Origin of the sequence: Nocardioides segetis (assembly GCF_051390595.1) — a bacterium.
In the GTDB taxonomy this organism is placed as follows: Bacteria; Actinomycetota; Actinomycetes; order Propionibacteriales; family Nocardioidaceae; genus Nocardioides.
In genome coordinates, this window is sequence record NZ_JBNINR010000004.1 from 125,558 (window position 1) to 140,336 (window position 14,779).

The following is a 14,779-nucleotide window of genomic DNA, read 5'->3' on the forward strand; positions in this document are numbered from 1 at the left end:
TCTGTACCCCCGACCGGATTCGAACCGGCGCTACCTACGTGAGAGGCAGGCGTGCTAGGCCGCTACACAACGGGGGCGTGTCGCTCTCTCGAGCGACCTGCGGAACTCTATCGAGGTGCCCTCCCAGGCGCCAAATCGGCGTCTGTTCCTGCTCTCTCGCGAGAACTCGCTGGTCTACTAGGACTCGAACCTAGACTAACTGGACCAGAACCAGTCGTGCTGCCAATTACACCATAGACCACTGCTGCGTCGGCCCTCCCCCGGAGGACCGGGCCGACTGGAAACACTACACAAGCCCGCCGCGCGGCTCCAAAATGGCCCCGCCATCCGCCTCTCCGGTGCGGTTGGCGACGCCCAGTCGGCGCGCTGCGGCGACCGCAAGGAGCAGATAACTCACCGACTGCACGAGCGTCACCGGGATCGACCACCAGCTCCCGCCGGTGGGGTTGAGTGCCTCCGTCATGTCGCTGAACGCGAGAGCGAGACCGAAGGCCAGGAAGTTGTTGAGGACGTGCATCGCGATGGCCGCCTCCAGGCCGCCGGTGAGGATCACCAGCAGACCGGCGACCACGCCGAACGCGAGCCGGTCGAAGAAGATCGGCACGTCCTGGCCGAGGCCGTGGGCGAGCGCGAAGAGCAGCGCGGGCACCCCGACCGCGACCGCCGCGCTGACCCGCGACCCGAGACGCGCGGTGAGGCCGCCGAACGCCTGCGCGAGATACCCGCGGAAGACGTACTCCTCCCCTGCCGCCTGCAGGGGCGTGAGAAGGAGGATCACGAGCAGGAAGTCGCGGACCGTCGAGGTCCAGGGGTTCGCGCCACCGCCGGTGTCGATGGTGCCGGCGCCCTGGTCCGGCAGCAGTCCGGACACGGCCACGGTGAGCGCCAGCGCGACGAGCGCGATGCCGAGACATGCCGCGAACCACCGCCACCGCATCCGGCCCACGACGGACGCGACCAGCCCCGGTCGCTGACGGTGCAGGAGCAGCGCGACGACCAGCACGCCGGGGATCGCGAGCGCCCAGCCGAGATTGACGTAGGCCAGGAAGGCCGGCGTGACCGGGTCGCCACTGAGCCGGTGCGCGATCTCGTAGCTGTCGCGCGAGGTCAGCAGGAAGTAGACGGCGAAGAAGGCCGTGAGCAGGAACTGCCCGGCGAAGAAGAGCACCGCGACCAGCGGTACGCCGACGAGCGGGCGCCACGCGCCGGCGGGACCGCGCCGGTGGAGCTCGTCGTACCGCAGCCCCGCCGGCGCCGTCGGAGCGGCTCCGGCCTGCTCAGCCGAGGGCACGCTGCAGCCGCCCGAGGCTGCGGTCGCGACCGAGGAGCTCCATCGACTCGAACAGCGGCGGCGAGATCCGCTTGCCGGTCACCGCGACCCGCACCGGGCCGAACGCGTTGCGGGGCTTGAGGCCCAGCCCGTCGACGAGTGCCGTCTGCAGTGCGGTCTGGATCGCCTCGGTGGACCAGGACCGCAGCTCCACCAGGGCGTCATACGCCGCCCGCAGCACGGGGATGCCGGACTCGCCGATCTGCTTGGCCGCGTCGTCGGGGTCGACCTCGAACGCGTCCTCGTCGACGAACAGGAAGCCGAGCAGCGCGCTGGCCTCGGACAGCTTGTTGATCCGCTCCGCCACCAGGGGCATCGCGAGCTCGAGCAGCTGCGCGTCGGCGTCGGAGACCGGGTCGGAGACGACGCCGTCGCGCTTGAGGAACGGCAGCACCCGGTGGGTGACCTCCTCGACCGACAACCGGCGCATGTGGGCGGCGTTGATCGCGTCGCACTTCTTCAGGTCGAAGCGTGCGGGGTTGGGGACGACGTCGGTGACGTCGAAGGCCTCGACCATCTCCTCGAGGCTGAAGACGTCGCGGTCGGCGGCGATCGCCCAGCCCAGCAGGGCGAGGTAGTTGAGCAGCCCCTCAGGCAGGTAGCCCTGGTCGCGGTAGGCCAGGGCGTGCGCCTCCGGGTCGCGCTTGGAGAGCTTCTTGTTGCCTTCGCCCATGACATAGGGCAGGTGGCCGAACTGCGGCGTCGCCTTCGCGATGCCGATCTCCTTCAGCGCCTCGTAGAGGGCGATCTGGCGCGGCGTGCTCGACAGGAGGTCCTCGCCACGCAGGACGTGGGTGATCTCCATCAGCGCGTCGTCGACCGGGTTGACCAGCGTGTAGAGCGGGTCGCCGTTCGCGCGGCACAGCGCGAAGTCCGGGACGAACTCGGTCTCGAAGCTGACCTCGCCGCGGACCAGGTCGTTCCAGGTGATCGAACCGTCGGGCATCCGGAACCGGACGACCGGCTTGCGGCCCTCGGCCTCGAACGCCGCGACCTGCTCAGCGGTGAGCTCGCGGCAGAAGCCGTCGTACCCCTGCACCTTGGAGCCGGCGGCCTTGCGGCGGGCGGCCGCCTCCTCGTTGGTGCAGTAGCAGTCGTAGGTGAAGCTGCTGTCCTTCAGCCGGGCCAGCGCGTCGGCGTACTTGTCGCCCCGCTCGCTCTGGAAGTAGGGCGCGTGGGGGCCGCCCACCTCCGGGCCCTCGTCCCAGTCGAGGCCGAGCCAGCGCATCAGGTCGAGGATCGAGTGAAGCGACTCGGTGGTGCTGCGCTCCTTGTCGGTGTCCTCGATGCGGAAGACGAACGTGCCGCCGTGGTGACGGGCGAACGCCCAGTTGAAGAGGGCGGTCCGGATCATGCCGACGTGGGGGCTGCCCGTCGGCGACGGCGCCATCCGGACTCGGACCGGTGCATCGGTGCTGCTCATGCGCGTGCTTCCACCTTGTTCGTGAGGGTTCCGAGACCGTCGATCGAGACTTCCACCTCGTCGCCGACCTGCATGGGGCCGACACCCTCGGGAGTGCCGGTGAGGATGACGTCGCCGGGCAGCAACGTCATCACGCTGGAGACGTGCGCGATCAGCGCGGGGACGTCGAAGATCATGTCGGCCGTCGTCCCGTCCTGGACGACGTCGCCGTTGAGGAAGGTCTGGATCCGCCGGCCCTCACTGAAGTCGTTCGGGTCCAGGTCGGTCTCGATCCACGGCCCGAGCGGGCAGAAGGAGTCGAAGCCCTTGGCCCGTGTGAACTGGCCGTCGGCGCGCTGCAGGTCGCGCGCGGTCACGTCGTTGGCGAGCGTGTAGCCGTGGATCACGTCCGTGGCCTGGTCCGCCGGGACGTCGCGGCAGATCCGACCGATCACGACGGCGAGCTCACCCTCGTAGTGGAGGTCCTGGGTCTGGCGCGGGTAGAGGATCGCGTCGTCGGGCCCGACCACGCTGGTGTTCGGCTTGAGGAACATCATCGGCTCGGCGGGGACCTCGTTGCCGAGCTCGGCCGCATGCGCCGCGTAGTTGCGGCCGATGCCGACGACCTTGCTGCGGGGCAGGACCGGCGCCAGCAGGCGGACGTCCTCGAGGCGATGCTCCCTCTCCAGCAGCTTGATGCCGACGTAGAGCGGGTCACCCGCGAGCCCGACGATCACGGCGTCGTCGGCGGGCTGGCCGTACTCGTCGAGGTCGCCGGTCAGGACGCCGTACGACGGCTCCTCGCCTGTCGTGAATCTGACGATGCGCACGCGGCGAGCCTATCGACCTACGCTTGGTCGTCGTGACAGCGCGGGTTCTGGAGGGGGCGCAATGGCGTCAGCGGGCCGCTGACCACGCCGCCCGCATCGACCGGTACGTCGCGCCGCACCTCGCCCGGCGCGAGGCGCAGGTCAAGCACCCGGTCTTCGACTTCCTGTTCACCTACTACTCCCACCGGCCCGCGCAGCTGCGCCGTTGGCATCCCGGGTTCGGCGTCGAGCTGGAGGACGCCGCGGAGTACGCCGGGGTGAAGGGATACGGAGTCGTGGGGGCAGGAGTGACCCCTGGCTCACCCTCGCCCACCCGACTCGCGGTGACCGCCGCGTACGTCGCCGCACAGCGCACCCTGATCTCCGCGATCCACCGCCTGCTCACCGCGACCGCGGCCCGGGCGCCGCACTTCGGCTGCTTCGGCCTCCACGAGTGGGCCATGGTCTACCGCCTCGCCGACGACGAGACCCGCCATGCCGACTGGCCGCTGCGCCTCGGTCCGGCCGGCACCGACGAGGTCGTCGAGGGCCATCGGATCACCTGCTCCCACTTCGACGCCTACCGCTTCTTCACCCCTCCGGCGCGCCCGCTCAACACCCTGAGCCCCGGTCGCGACGACCGGCCCGCCTTCGAGCAGCCGGGCTGCCTCCACGCCGGCATGGACCTCTACAAGCACGCCTTCCGCCTGTCCCCCGTGATCGCCTCCGACCTGGTCGCCGACTGCTTCGAGCTCGCCTGGGACATCCGGGTCATGGACATGCGGGCGGCGCCGTACGACCTCCGGGACCTCGGCTTCGAGCCCGTGCCGATCGAGACCGCCGACGGCAAGGCCGCGTACGTCGAGGCGCAGCGCGGGTTCGCCGAGCGGGGTGCTCCGCTCCGGGCTCGGCTGGTCGAGGAGTGCGAGCGACTGCTCGCCGTCAGGCGCTGATCAGGACTTCCTGACGCGCGCACGCCGCGACCCGGTGCTCGTAGGCGACGCGGTAGTCGGGATCCTCATGAAGCGCGACCAGCGCCTCGACGTCCGGGTACTCGCCGACGACGACGAGGTCCCAGGTCCCGCTGTCCCCGACCAGGTTGCCGTGGTGCGCGCCGAGATGGAGGAACCTCCCACCCACGCGCTGGAGCGCCGGAGCGGACACGGCGGCGTACCGGCCGAACGCCTCCTGTCCGGTCGCCGGCGGGTGGGAGGCACCGCCGTAGTCGGCGACGTCGCGCAGCGCGAAGAGGTTGACGAGGGTCACCGGCCGGTCGAGGGGCACCGACAGCAGACTCCGCCACTGCTCAGGGCTCGGGCCTCCGGTGGCGGCGTACGCCTCACGAAGCAGGTCGAGGCGGTCGGCGAGGGCCGGCTGTCGAGACATGGAGTGGGAACCCCGCCACGACGGTCCGCCATTCCCCGCAGCTGAGCCAGCACAGGAAATTCGACGGCCCCCGGGCGGGACGTGGCGCATCCGCCTCAAGCCGCGAGCACGCGCGACCATGCCGAGCAGGCCTGTCAGGACCCCTCAGAGATCGGCGTCCCATAAGTGATCACCGGGGCAAAGGAGGTCGGCCCGGCCAGCGTGTCGGCTCGCGGGATCAGCTTCCCGTTCTCGACAGGCTCGACGGACGACTCGGGTTCGACTGTCGTCTCGGTCCCCGGGGCGGGCCGACCGTCCATCGGCTCGGAGTCGTCATCGCTGCCGCCTGTCTTGTGACTGTCGGTGGCAACGTTCCGTTCAGCGAGCTCCGCACCGTCCTGGGAGGACAGCGCGGTCGACGTCAGCGACGATCGCTCCTCGCTAGGCGGCACGACCTCGTCCCGGATCTTCGGTGGGGCGGCGGACCAAGCCTTGATGTTCTGAACCACGGTCTCGTAGAACGTGTCCACAGCGTCGATCACCGAATCGATGAACGCTCCACGGCCGCGACCTCGTTTGGTCCCCATCGGCGCGGAGAGGGCGACGGTGAAGGCGCGGAGTTCGCGGGTCGCATCAGCAACCAGGAGTGCAGGATCCTCCCGGACGGCGACAAGGAGCTCCGCGGCGCCCGGCCCGCGCTGATTGACGACTGATGCCTCGACGCGAATCGATCCGGGAGCATCCTTCAACTGCCTGACGAGCCAGTTCACCCGGGTGGTCGGTCGGCCTGTCTTCGGCGCGTCGACGACGAGCTCACAGGTGATCTTCCCGGCTCTGAGGTCGGCGGTGACCCTCATGTCGCCCACCGTGTCGGGAATGCGGATCTGACCGCTGAGCGTGCCGGTCTCCACGAGCAGCGAGCGAAGGACTTGGGTCCTGAGTGCTGGCTCTGCGCGTTCCTTGCGGGTCAACTGCAAGGTCACATCTGTCCCGAGGCGCCGCCCAAGATGCAGAGATGCGTAACGAAGTAGAGCGTCGAACCTGGCAACCACATCGGGAATCGTCTTGTCCGTAGTGCGAAGCGTGCCGGCGCCGACCGCCTCGCGGACTCGGACCCAGTCCGAGCCCATGTCGTCGAACTCCAGTGCCCCGGACTTCGGATGCTCCAGATATCGGATCAGCTCACCGAGGATCCATGCCTGATCCGGGTCGGAGATTCCTCGGTGCTCCTTCTGTAGGACTGCGGTGCTGAGAACATCGGCCCACGACAGGTGCTTCATCGCGACCTTGCGGAGCTTTCTCTTATCGACGCTCGTTGGATGTTGCTCAGCGCTCGGTGGAATCTCGTTCGAGATCGTCACGAGCGCGTCGAATCCCTGTTCACGCGCAATGTCGAGATATGCCTCGAGTTGATCGGGAGCAAGCAGGTTCTTTCCCGTCTTCACCTCGACCAGCGCAACCCAACTCCGAGAACCGCGCGACACCCGGACAAGGCCGTCCGGACGCCAGTCCTTCTCGCCTAGCTTGAAGGGGACCTCGATGTAGGTCTCGACGTTCCCCGCTGGCGCCCCCAACGGTCCGAGGACGGCTCGGCTGAACTCCTTGACCGCCGAAAGGACGGCCAGCAACGCAGACGTCGCTCGACGCTCTTGCTCTTCCGCGCCCGAGATCCCCGAGGTCGGGATCAGGCGTGCCGCATGCCAGGTTTTCTCAGCCATGCCCGGAGGCTACGACCAACCGGTGGCTGTTTTCGGCGAATCCACGCAAATGGAGAATGTGGTCGAACGGCAGGGTTCCGCTGCATTGCCGCGGTCATTCAGATGGCGGCTGTTCGTCAGGCGACCAGTACAGAGTGGCCGACCACCACGGCCCGTTCTCCGTGATCTCCGATGTGACCTTCAGGTTCAAGATCTCCATGGGCTGGATCTGCGCCTCGACGATCATGTCGGCGACGCGACGGAGAAGAACGGGAAGGTCGTTCTCATGCTCCCCGTGGCGGGCGTTGGACAGGGACAGGTGCCGACAGGGATAACCGGAAAGGTCCACCCGCGGATCGTCGCACGCCGCAAGCCCACCGATCCGGGCGCGGCTGGTCGAGGAGTGCGAGCGGCTGTTGGCCCTGGAGACCGGCGCGCTTCAGTGACGCGCCCTCTTGCCCGGCTTCGTCGGCCCGGCCAGGAGGCGGCGCCCGAGGTCGAAGACGGCGACACCGATCCATCCCGCACCGAGGACGTACCCGACCCCAGGCGAGAACCGGTGCCACTGTCGACCTCCTCCCTCGGCATCGAAGACCGCGGCCGCGGCGCCGAGCCCGAGGAACACCAGGCCGACGACGAAGGCCAGGCCGATCTTCTGGAACCGTCGGCGATCGGCGCTGCGCTGACGAGGATCCACGCGCCCATCATGGCGCAGGCAGAGGGTGGGGCCGGCCAGGTCACCGTTCAGGCCGGGGCGGGGGCGGGGGCGGCGGGCTGCTCTGCGGCCGCCTTCTCGCGGTCCCACGCCCGCCACGCGATCCGCCCGACGAGCGCCAGCCAGCCGACGATCAGCACGACATCCAGCACGACGGGCAGGTCGGTCACCGCGCCGACGACGGTGACGGCGTTGACCAGGATGACCAGGCCGCCCACCACCGCGCCCATCGGTGCGTGCGGGAGCCGGCCGGCGAGGCGGGCGGCGATGGGCGCGACGAGGACGCCGCCGAGGACCAGGCCGAGGACGGGCAGCCAGGGGATGTCCTGGTGGGCGGCTCCGGTGATGAAGCCGCTGGACACGGAGAGCGCGACCACGAACTCGGCCGCGTTGGTCGTGCCGACGACGCGGCGCGGCTCGTGACGGGTCACGGTCATCAGGCTGGGCGTGACCACCGGTCCCCACCCGCCGCCCCCGGTGGCGTCGACGAAGCCGCCGAGCAGGCCGATGGGCGAGAGCCAGCGGGCGGTGTGCCCGGACTTGGGGACCGGGATGATCCGCATCCCGAAGCCGAAGCGGACCAGGATCACCAGCCCGAAGAAGATGAGCAGCCCGGCCATCGACGACTTGGCCGCCTCCAGGCTGATCGAGGTCAGGATCACCGCACCGAGGAAGCCGCCGACCGCACCGGGCAGGGCGACGCGCACCAGCACCCTGGGGTCGACGTTGCCAGCGCGCCAGTGCGCGATGCCCGAGACGAAGGTCGTCGGCAGCTTCGCGGCGTGGGTCGCGGCGCTGGCTGTCGCGGGGGCGACCCCGAGGGCCAGCAGCACCGTGGCCGAGGTGACGCCGAAGCCCATGCCGAGGGTGCCGTCGACGAGTTGGGCGAGCCCACCCGCCAGCGCGAATGCCGCGACCAACCACATGTCAGACCCTCGAATCGGTAATGGTGATAAACACTACTGATCAAGGCTACATACATCACCTTCCACTGTCGAGCCGTGCCCAGCGGTCACGAGGAAGGGGCAGCACGGTCGGGCCCAGGCCCGCTCCGGGCCCATCGACGCCGGCACCGGCACGGCACTTACCCGCGGGACCGCTCAGCGTGCGGCGATCCCGTCGTACATCACCGCACGGATGGCGGCGCTCAGCCGCGCCTGCCGCTCGGGAGCGGAGTCACGCAGCCCGGCCAGCACCGAGCCGAGGATCATCCCGTTGATCGCCTGCGCCGTGGGCTCGACGTCGAGGTCGGCCCGCAGGTAGCCGAGCCGCACACCGTGCTCGAGATAGGCCGCGGTGAGGGGGGTCGTGGTGTCGAAGAGGTCGAGCATCCGCTCGCGCATGGCGTCGTCGATGCCCGCCGCCGACAGGAGCAGCTGCGGGACCCGGGGGTCGTCGCTGAAGATCCGCGCCAGCGCCGTGCCGATGCGCTCCGTCTGGGCGCGGTAGCCCTCCAACGTCGTCACGGCCTCCGGCGCGTTCTCGGCACCGAGCGCCTCGACGATGCGGCCCACCAGGTCGTCGATGACGTGCTCGACGATGTCCCGTTTGTTCTCGAAGTAGCGGTAGAAGGTGCCGTGCCCGATGCCGAGGCGCGCGGCGATGTCGGCGATCCCGGTGGCGTGGTAGCCCCGCTCGGCGAAGCAGGTGAAGGCGGCCTCGATGATCTCGCGCCGGGTCTCGGCCTTGCGCCGCTCCAGCCGCGAGAGCCCTTCCGTTGCCGCCGTCATGGCACGGGAGCCTATTGCAGGCCGTCGAAAATGACGATACGTTCCGTAACTGACATCTCGTTCCGGTTGTGGTCAGGACCGACAGGAGGCCCGCATGGGGCGCGCACTCGTCATCGGTTGCGGCGGCACGCTGGGCTTCGCGTGGACCGCGGCCGTGCTCGCCGAGCTCGACCGCCAGGGCTGGGACACGCGGACCGCCGACGTCCTGATCGGTACGTCGGCGGGGGCCGAGCTCGTCGCACTGCTCGGCTCCGGCGTGTCCGGCGGCGCCCTCCACGACGGCAGCGACCGCGTCGTGGCCGCGCACCTCTCCTCGCCCCGCGCGCCGGGCGCGCTGCCCGGCCTCCCCCGGCCCGCCCTGCCCGGCCTCGGCCTGACCCGAGCGGCCCTCGCCGGCCGGGCCGACCTCCTCACCGGTCTCGCCGGCCTGCTCCCCCGCGGCGGCGGCGACGCCCGGTGGCTCGTGGACCTCGGCGATGCCCTCACCGACCCGGAGACCGGCTGGACGACGCACCCGCGGACCTGGGTGGTCGCCGCCGACGCCCGCACCGGTGAGCGGGTGCCGCTCGGCCGGGCGGACTCGCCGACGGCCGCCCTGGGGCAGGCGATCGCCGCCTCCTGGGCGATCCCCGGGTGGTTCCCGCCCGTCCGGATCGGCGACCGCGACTATCTCGACGGCGGCGCCGTCTCGCCCACCTCCGCCGACCTGCTGCTGCCGCAGGTGCGCGACGGCGACATCGAGGAGGTGGTCGTCGTGGCCCCGATGTCCAGCCAGGGCGGGGCCCCTGCCCGTGGCCCGGCCCGCGCCGAGCGCCTGCTGCGGCGCCCGATGACCCGCCGGGTCGACCGAGAGGTCGCCGCGCTCCGGGCCGCGGGCGCCCGCGTCGTCCGGATCGAGCCGACGCTCGCCGACCTCGACGCGATGGGCGCCAACTTCATGGACGCCTCGCGCGTCGAACAGGTCCGCGCGGCCGCGGCCGGCAGCGCCCCCGTCCTCGTCGCCGAGCGCCTCGGCACCACGTCCGACCAGGAGGTCACCCGATGAGCCATCCCACCCCGATCGACCTCGCCGGCGCGCACGTCGCGATCACCGGCGGTGCCCGCGGCATCGGCCGCGCCACCGTCGAGGCCTTCGTCGCGCGAGGGGCGAAGGTCTCCCTCGGCGACCTGGACCTCGACCTCGCGAAGGCGACCGCCGAGGCGACCGGCGCGAGCGCCCACCACCTCGACGTGGCCGACCGGTCGTCGTACGACGCCTTCGTCAGCGCCGCCGAGGCGGAGCACGGCCCCGTCGAGGTGCTGGTCAACAACGCCGGGGTGATGCCCAACGGCGCCTTCCTCGACATGGATCCCGCGCTGGACCGGCTGATGATGGACGTCAACGTCCACGGCGTCCTGCACGGCATGCGGCGCGTGCTGCCCGGCATGGTCGAGCGCCGGCGTGGCCACGTCGTCAACGTCGCGTCGCTGGCCGGGAAGTTCCCGATCCCCGGCCTCGCGGTCTACAACGCCAGCAAGTTCGCGGTCGTCGGGCTCACCGCGGCGACCCGGCTGGAGATGGCACCGTACGGCGTCACGCTCACGGCCGTGCTCCCCTCCGCCGTCGACACCGACCTCGCCTCGGGTCTCGACATGAGGCCGATCCCCAAGGTCAGCCCGCAGCGCATCGCCGACGCGGTCGTCGGCTCGGTCCGCGGCCGGGAGGCCGAGATCGCCGTGCCGCGGTACGTCGGCGCGCTGGCCACGACCACCTCGCTGGTGCCGGTCGGCGTGCTCGACCGGATCCGCCGGATCGTGCGCGACGACCGCGCCCTGCACACCGACACCACCGAACGCGCCGACTACGCCGCGCGCCTCAACGCCGCCGCGACCGAGAGGACCACCCGATGACCACCCTCCACGACGCCGTCATCGTCGGCGCCGGATTCGGCGGCATGGGCGCCGCGATCGAGCTGCGTCGCCAGGGGTACGACGACCTGGTCATCCTCGAGCGCGAGGACGATCTCGGCGGCACCTGGCACGTCAACCGCTACCCCGGTCTCGCGGTCGACATCCCGAGCTCGACGTACTCCTACTCCTTCGAGCCGAACCCGCACTGGTCGCGGCTGTTCGCGCCCGGGCCCGAGCTCAAGAGGTACGCGCTGCACGTCGCCGACAAGTACGACCTGCGCCGCCACATGCGCTTCGGCACGGTCGTCGAGGAGGCGCGCTGGGACGAGGACACCGCCGCGTGGGAGGTGAGCGTCGCCGGCGGCGAGGTGGCCCGCGGCCGGTTCCTGCTGACCGCGACCGGCTTCCTCTCGCAGCCGCGGCTCCCGGACATCCCCGGTGTCGGGGACTTCCGCGGCACCGTCATGCACACCACCCGCTGGGACGACGACGTCGAGCTGGAGGGCAAGCGGGTCGGCATCATCGGCACCGGGGCGACCGCCGTGCAGCTCATCCCCGAGCTGGCGAAGGTGGCCGAGCACCTGACCGTCTACCAGCGCACGCCGATCTACGTGAGCCCGAAGCTGGACGGTCCGGTGCCGGGCATCGTGCGCGGCGCGTTCGCGAGGCTGCCACTAACCCAGAAGGCGACGCGACTCGTCGGCACCTCGATCCTCGAGGTGATGATGGTCGCCGGCGTGCTGCACTTCCGCGACCTCCCCTGGGCCAACGCGGCGGGCAAGCGGGTCTGCGACGCCCACCTCAGGCGGCAGATCAAGGACCCGGAGCTGCGGGCGAAGCTCACGCCCGACTACGACTTCGGCTGCAAGCGGCCGACCTTCAGCAACACCTACTACCCGACGTTCACGCGGCCCCACGTGGACCTCGAGACGACGAGCATCGACCACATCGACGCCGGCGGGGTCGTGACCGCCGACGGCAGCCGGGCCGACCTCGACGTCCTCGTCCTCGCCACCGGCTTCAACCTGTGGGACGTGAACTTCCCGGCGATCCGCATCGTCGGGCGCGAGGGCCGCGACCTCGGCACCTGGTGGCGGGAGAACCGGTTCTGCGCCTACGAGGGCATCAGCATCCCGCGGTTCCCGAACTTCTTCTCGCTCAACAGCCCCTACTCGTACTCGGGCCTGTCGTACTTCACGACGATCGAGACCCAGATGGCCCACCTGGGCCGGGTGCTGCGGACGATGCGGAAGCGCAGCGCCGACGTCGTGGAGGTCACCGAGGAGGCCAACGAACGGTTCCTGGACCGGATGACCGGCCTCCTCGACAACTCCGTCTTCAACGCCGGCAGCTGCGCCACCGCTCGGAGCTACTACTTCAACCAGCACGGGGAGGCGGTGCTGCTGCGCCCGACGTCGACACTGAGCGCCGCGCGCGAGGCGACCCGCTTCCCGCTGGACGACTACACGTTCACCGGCGCGAGGGCCGCGGCGTCGGCCTCCTGACCGGAGTCGGCCATCACCCGGTGCCGGGTCTCGGCCATCAGCAGGACGCACACCACGCTGAGGGCACCGAACGCGGCGAGCATCCAGCCGATGGCGGCCGTGTTGCCGGCCTCGGCGAAGTCGGAGGCGAGGTACGGCGCCGTACCCCCGCCGATCACGCCGGCCAGGTTGTAGGCCATGCCCGCGCCCGTGTAGCGGTACTCGGTGCGGAACATCTCCGGAAGCATCGCCCCCGCGGGGCCGTAGGAGATCGCGAAGATGGCGAGCGTGCCGAACAGGCCGATCGCGAACGCCGTGCCCGTGCCGCGGTCCAGGATCGGGAACAGCACGAAGCCCCACGGGATGGCCACCAGGCAGGAGCCGAGCACGACCTTCTTGCGTCCGATCCGGTCACTGAAGACGGCGGACAGCGTGATCACCACGCCGAAGACGACGGCGCCGGCCACGCCCATCGTGAGCACCGTGGCCCGGGACAGGCCGACGACGGTCGTGCCGTAGGAGGTCAGGAACGCGGTGCCGACGTAGAAGAACGCGAAGAGCATCGCGAGCGATCCGCCGCCGAGGAGGATCTCCTTCCACTGGTTGCGCAGAGCGGCGGTGAGCGGGCCCTGGGTGCTGGCGCGGGTCCGCGTGGTCTCGCGGAACATCGGCGTCTCCTCGACCTTGAGACGCACGTAGAGGCCGATCATGACGAGCAGGGCGCTGGCGACGAAGGGCACCCGCCAGCCCCACTCGATGAACGCCGGGCTGGTCTCGCCGACCATGCGGTTCACGAGCAGGAAGGTGCCGCTGGACAGCGCGAACGCGATCGCGGGCCCGAGCTGCGGGAACGCCGCGTAGAGACCGCGCTTGTTGGGCGGCGCGTACTCCGCGGCGAGGAGGGTGGCGCCCGCCCACTCACCGCCGACCGCCAGGCCCTGCAGGAAGCGCAGCGTGACCAGCAGGATCGGCGCGGTGACCCCGATCGTCGCGGCGCCGGGCAGCAGGCCGATGGCGACGGTCGCGGCACCCATGAGCAGCAGCGTGCTGATCAGGGTCTTCTTGCGGCCGAGCCGGTCACCGAAGTGCCCGAAGCCGATGGCGCCCAGCGGCCGGGCGATGAACGCCACGGCGAAGGTGGCGAAGGACGCCACGCTGGCGGCCGAGTCGCCCAGCGCCGGGAAGAACACGGTCGGGAACACCAACGCCGCGGCGGTGCCGTAGATGAAGAAGTCGTAGAACTCGATGGTCGTGCCGGCGCAGCTGGCGAAGGCGACGCGACGCATCGGGGTCGGTCGTTCGGACATGGAGTCCCTCCTCGGGGTTCGGTCGATCGCCGAGGAGTGTGAGCCGGGACACAACAGCGCCGAACCCCTCGAAGGGGGTGCTACCTCCCAAGGAGGGTGCCGTCGTTGCCGCCTGTGAGCGCCGTCACCTACCGTGGAGGCATGTCCCTCGACCTCGCCCAGGAGGCGCCGACCGACGGCGCCCGACTGCTGCGCACGCTCACGGCGTTCCGCGCGACGGGGCACAGTGACATGGCCTTCGGCGGGCCGGTGGTCGATAACGGCACCGCCCTCGCCATCACCGGCCTGCACAGCGCCCAGACCCGCGCCCTGCAGGGGTTGCGGGTGCGCTCGGGCTACGGCCTCGGCGGCAAGGCGCTGCTGATGGGCCGGCCCGTGTCGGTGACCAACTACTACGACGCCCGCGGCATCACCCACCAGTACGACGGACCCGTGCGCGCGGAGCAGCTGGAGACCGTCACGGCGCTGCCGATCGTCGTCGACCGCACCCCACGGATGGTGGTCTACGTCGGCCACCGCGCGCAGGTGGTGCTCGGCGACGTCTGGTACGACGCCTTCCTGCCGCTCGTGCGGCGCCTCGAGCGCGAGATCGCCGTCGACGACGAGGTACGCCGCCGGGTGGGCGCGCTGCGCGGCCTCGGTCAGCTCCCGACGCCCAGCGCGCCGCCCGAGGTCCAGCTCACCCGCGCCGACCTGCGCGACATCTCCGACGAGCTGGCCGACCTCGCCTCCCTGGTCGAGGACGAGGCGCTGCGGGCTCGCCTGGAGCAGGTGCGCAGCCGCGTGGAGCACGGCCGCTCCCCCGTGCCGGCGCCGGCCGCGCGGCGTACCTCCGGCGTGCCGACGGGGCTCGCGGCGCGCGAGATCGACGTGCTCGCCCAGGTCGCCCTCGGCCAGAGCAACCGCGAGGTGGCGACGTCGCTCGGCCTGGTCGAGAGCACCGTGAAGTCCTATCTCAAGAACGCCATGCGCAAGCTGCACGCCACCAACCGGGTCCACGCCGTCCGGCTGGCGCGCGAGGCCGGCGTCATCGAGTAGGCCGCGCGGGCG

15 protein-coding genes and 2 tRNA genes are annotated in these 14,779 nt (G+C 70.8%); 5 read left to right on the top strand and 12 right to left on the bottom strand.

The features are described from left to right. Positions 1 to 4: 4 nt before the first annotated feature. The 5 genes from ACPZVR_RS09055 to ACPZVR_RS09075 form a co-directional block, all read right to left on the bottom strand. Positions 5 to 77, bottom strand: a tRNA-Glu gene (locus tag ACPZVR_RS09055). A 92-nt stretch (positions 78 to 169) separates the two neighbouring features. Beyond that, positions 170 to 241 (bottom strand) — tRNA-Gln (locus tag ACPZVR_RS09060). A gap of 45 nt (positions 242 to 286) precedes the next feature. Then, positions 287 to 1,291: a CPBP family intramembrane glutamic endopeptidase gene (locus ACPZVR_RS09065; protein ID WP_436699247.1), complete on the bottom strand. Its 1,005-nt coding sequence runs from the start codon at positions 1,289 to 1,291 to the stop codon at positions 287 to 289. Continuing rightward, positions 1,278 to 2,753 (bottom strand): glutamate--tRNA ligase, encoded by a 1,476-nt coding sequence (gltX, locus tag ACPZVR_RS09070; protein ID WP_436699248.1) that lies wholly within the window; start codon positions 2,751 to 2,753, stop codon positions 1,278 to 1,280. Before gltX ends, ACPZVR_RS09065 begins: the two co-directional genes overlap by 14 nt. Then, the gene (locus tag ACPZVR_RS09075) at positions 2,750 to 3,562 is read right to left on the bottom strand and encodes a fumarylacetoacetate hydrolase family protein (RefSeq protein ID WP_436699249.1); all 813 of its coding nucleotides are present in this window, start codon (positions 3,560 to 3,562) and stop codon (positions 2,750 to 2,752) included. Before ACPZVR_RS09075 ends, gltX begins: the two co-directional genes overlap by 4 nt. Before the next feature lie 32 nt (positions 3,563 to 3,594). On the opposite strand from ACPZVR_RS09075, the gene ACPZVR_RS09080 reads away from it, so the two are divergent. Further along, a complete protein-coding gene (locus ACPZVR_RS09080) occupies positions 3,595 to 4,494 on the top strand; it encodes a 3-methyladenine DNA glycosylase (RefSeq protein WP_436699250.1) in 900 nt (299 codons plus the stop codon). On the opposite strand, the gene ACPZVR_RS09085 is transcribed toward ACPZVR_RS09080, so the two are convergent. The 6 genes from ACPZVR_RS09085 to ACPZVR_RS09110 all read right to left on the bottom strand — a co-directional run bounded on the left by ACPZVR_RS09085 (position 4,484) and on the right by ACPZVR_RS09110 (position 9,048). Continuing rightward, the gene (locus ACPZVR_RS09085; RefSeq protein ID WP_436699251.1) at positions 4,484 to 4,927 is read right to left on the bottom strand and encodes a DUF1330 domain-containing protein; all 444 of its coding nucleotides are present in this window, start codon (positions 4,925 to 4,927) and stop codon (positions 4,484 to 4,486) included. The two genes, ACPZVR_RS09080 and ACPZVR_RS09085, sit on opposite strands and share 11 nt — an antisense overlap. Before the next feature lie 134 nt (positions 4,928 to 5,061). Then, a complete protein-coding gene (locus tag ACPZVR_RS09090) occupies positions 5,062 to 6,624 on the bottom strand; it encodes a hypothetical protein (protein ID WP_436699252.1) in 1,563 nt (520 codons plus the stop codon). A 94-nt stretch (positions 6,625 to 6,718) separates the two neighbouring features. Further along, the gene (locus tag ACPZVR_RS09095) at positions 6,719 to 6,952 is read right to left on the bottom strand and encodes a hypothetical protein (protein WP_436699253.1); all 234 of its coding nucleotides are present in this window, start codon (positions 6,950 to 6,952) and stop codon (positions 6,719 to 6,721) included. Positions 6,953 to 7,042: 90 nt separating this feature from the next. Next, positions 7,043 to 7,300, bottom strand: coding sequence for a hypothetical protein (locus tag ACPZVR_RS09100; protein WP_436699254.1), 258 nt, complete (start codon positions 7,298 to 7,300; stop codon positions 7,043 to 7,045). A 47-nt stretch (positions 7,301 to 7,347) separates the two neighbouring features. Then, the gene (locus ACPZVR_RS09105; RefSeq protein ID WP_436699255.1) at positions 7,348 to 8,244 is read right to left on the bottom strand and encodes a sulfite exporter TauE/SafE family protein; all 897 of its coding nucleotides are present in this window, start codon (positions 8,242 to 8,244) and stop codon (positions 7,348 to 7,350) included. Between the two features lie 174 nt (positions 8,245 to 8,418). Continuing rightward, a complete protein-coding gene (locus tag ACPZVR_RS09110; RefSeq protein WP_436699256.1) occupies positions 8,419 to 9,048 on the bottom strand; it encodes a TetR/AcrR family transcriptional regulator in 630 nt (209 codons plus the stop codon). A gap of 94 nt (positions 9,049 to 9,142) precedes the next feature. Between ACPZVR_RS09110 and ACPZVR_RS09115 the strand changes: the two genes are divergently transcribed. From ACPZVR_RS09115 to ACPZVR_RS09125, 3 genes are read left to right on the top strand one after another with little or no spacing between them, the layout of a single operon-like run. Continuing rightward, the gene (locus ACPZVR_RS09115; RefSeq protein WP_436699257.1) at positions 9,143 to 10,093 is read left to right on the top strand and encodes a patatin-like phospholipase family protein; all 951 of its coding nucleotides are present in this window, start codon (positions 9,143 to 9,145) and stop codon (positions 10,091 to 10,093) included. Next, positions 10,090 to 10,938 carry an SDR family oxidoreductase gene (locus tag ACPZVR_RS09120; RefSeq protein WP_436699258.1) on the top strand — a complete coding sequence of 283 codons (849 nt, stop codon included), beginning with the start codon at positions 10,090 to 10,092 and terminating at the stop codon, positions 10,936 to 10,938. Before ACPZVR_RS09115 ends, ACPZVR_RS09120 begins: the two co-directional genes overlap by 4 nt. Beyond that, positions 10,935 to 12,443, top strand: a complete 1,509-nt coding sequence (locus tag ACPZVR_RS09125) for a flavin-containing monooxygenase (protein ID WP_436699259.1) — start codon at positions 10,935 to 10,937, stop codon at positions 12,441 to 12,443. Before ACPZVR_RS09120 ends, ACPZVR_RS09125 begins: the two co-directional genes overlap by 4 nt. On the opposite strand, the gene ACPZVR_RS09130 is transcribed toward ACPZVR_RS09125, so the two are convergent. Next, positions 12,401 to 13,729: an MFS transporter gene (locus ACPZVR_RS09130; RefSeq protein WP_436699260.1), complete on the bottom strand. Its 1,329-nt coding sequence runs from the start codon at positions 13,727 to 13,729 to the stop codon at positions 12,401 to 12,403. The genes ACPZVR_RS09125 and ACPZVR_RS09130 overlap by 43 nt on opposite strands. 141 nt (positions 13,730 to 13,870) lie before the next feature. On the opposite strand from ACPZVR_RS09130, the gene ACPZVR_RS09135 reads away from it, so the two are divergent. After that, on the top strand, positions 13,871 to 14,767 hold the full coding sequence (locus ACPZVR_RS09135) for a helix-turn-helix transcriptional regulator (protein WP_436699261.1): 897 nt from the start codon (positions 13,871 to 13,873) through the stop codon (positions 14,765 to 14,767). Positions 14,768 to 14,779 lie beyond the last annotated feature (12 nt).

What these genes read in the sequence shown, in the direction of transcription:
- ACPZVR_RS09135 (WP_436699261.1), top strand. Translation starts at nt 13,871, where the DNA reads ATGTCCCTCGACCTCGCCCAGGAGGCGCCGACCGACGGCGCCCGACTG.
- ACPZVR_RS09130 (WP_436699260.1), bottom strand. Translation starts at nt 13,729, where the DNA reads ATGTCCGAACGACCGACCCCGATGCGTCGCGTCGCCTTCGCCAGCTGC.
- ACPZVR_RS09115 (WP_436699257.1), top strand. Translation starts at nt 9,143, where the DNA reads ATGGGGCGCGCACTCGTCATCGGTTGCGGCGGCACGCTGGGCTTCGCG.
- gltX (WP_436699248.1), bottom strand. Translation starts at nt 2,753, where the DNA reads ATGAGCAGCACCGATGCACCGGTCCGAGTCCGGATGGCGCCGTCGCCG.
- ACPZVR_RS09085 (WP_436699251.1), bottom strand. Translation starts at nt 4,927, where the DNA reads ATGTCTCGACAGCCGGCCCTCGCCGACCGCCTCGACCTGCTTCGTGAG.
- ACPZVR_RS09105 (WP_436699255.1), bottom strand. Translation starts at nt 8,244, where the DNA reads ATGTGGTTGGTCGCGGCATTCGCGCTGGCGGGTGGGCTCGCCCAACTC.
- ACPZVR_RS09120 (WP_436699258.1), top strand. Translation starts at nt 10,090, where the DNA reads ATGAGCCATCCCACCCCGATCGACCTCGCCGGCGCGCACGTCGCGATC.
- ACPZVR_RS09125 (WP_436699259.1), top strand. Translation starts at nt 10,935, where the DNA reads ATGACCACCCTCCACGACGCCGTCATCGTCGGCGCCGGATTCGGCGGC.
- ACPZVR_RS09090 (WP_436699252.1), bottom strand. Translation starts at nt 6,624, where the DNA reads ATGGCTGAGAAAACCTGGCATGCGGCACGCCTGATCCCGACCTCGGGG.
- ACPZVR_RS09110 (WP_436699256.1), bottom strand. Translation starts at nt 9,048, where the DNA reads ATGACGGCGGCAACGGAAGGGCTCTCGCGGCTGGAGCGGCGCAAGGCC.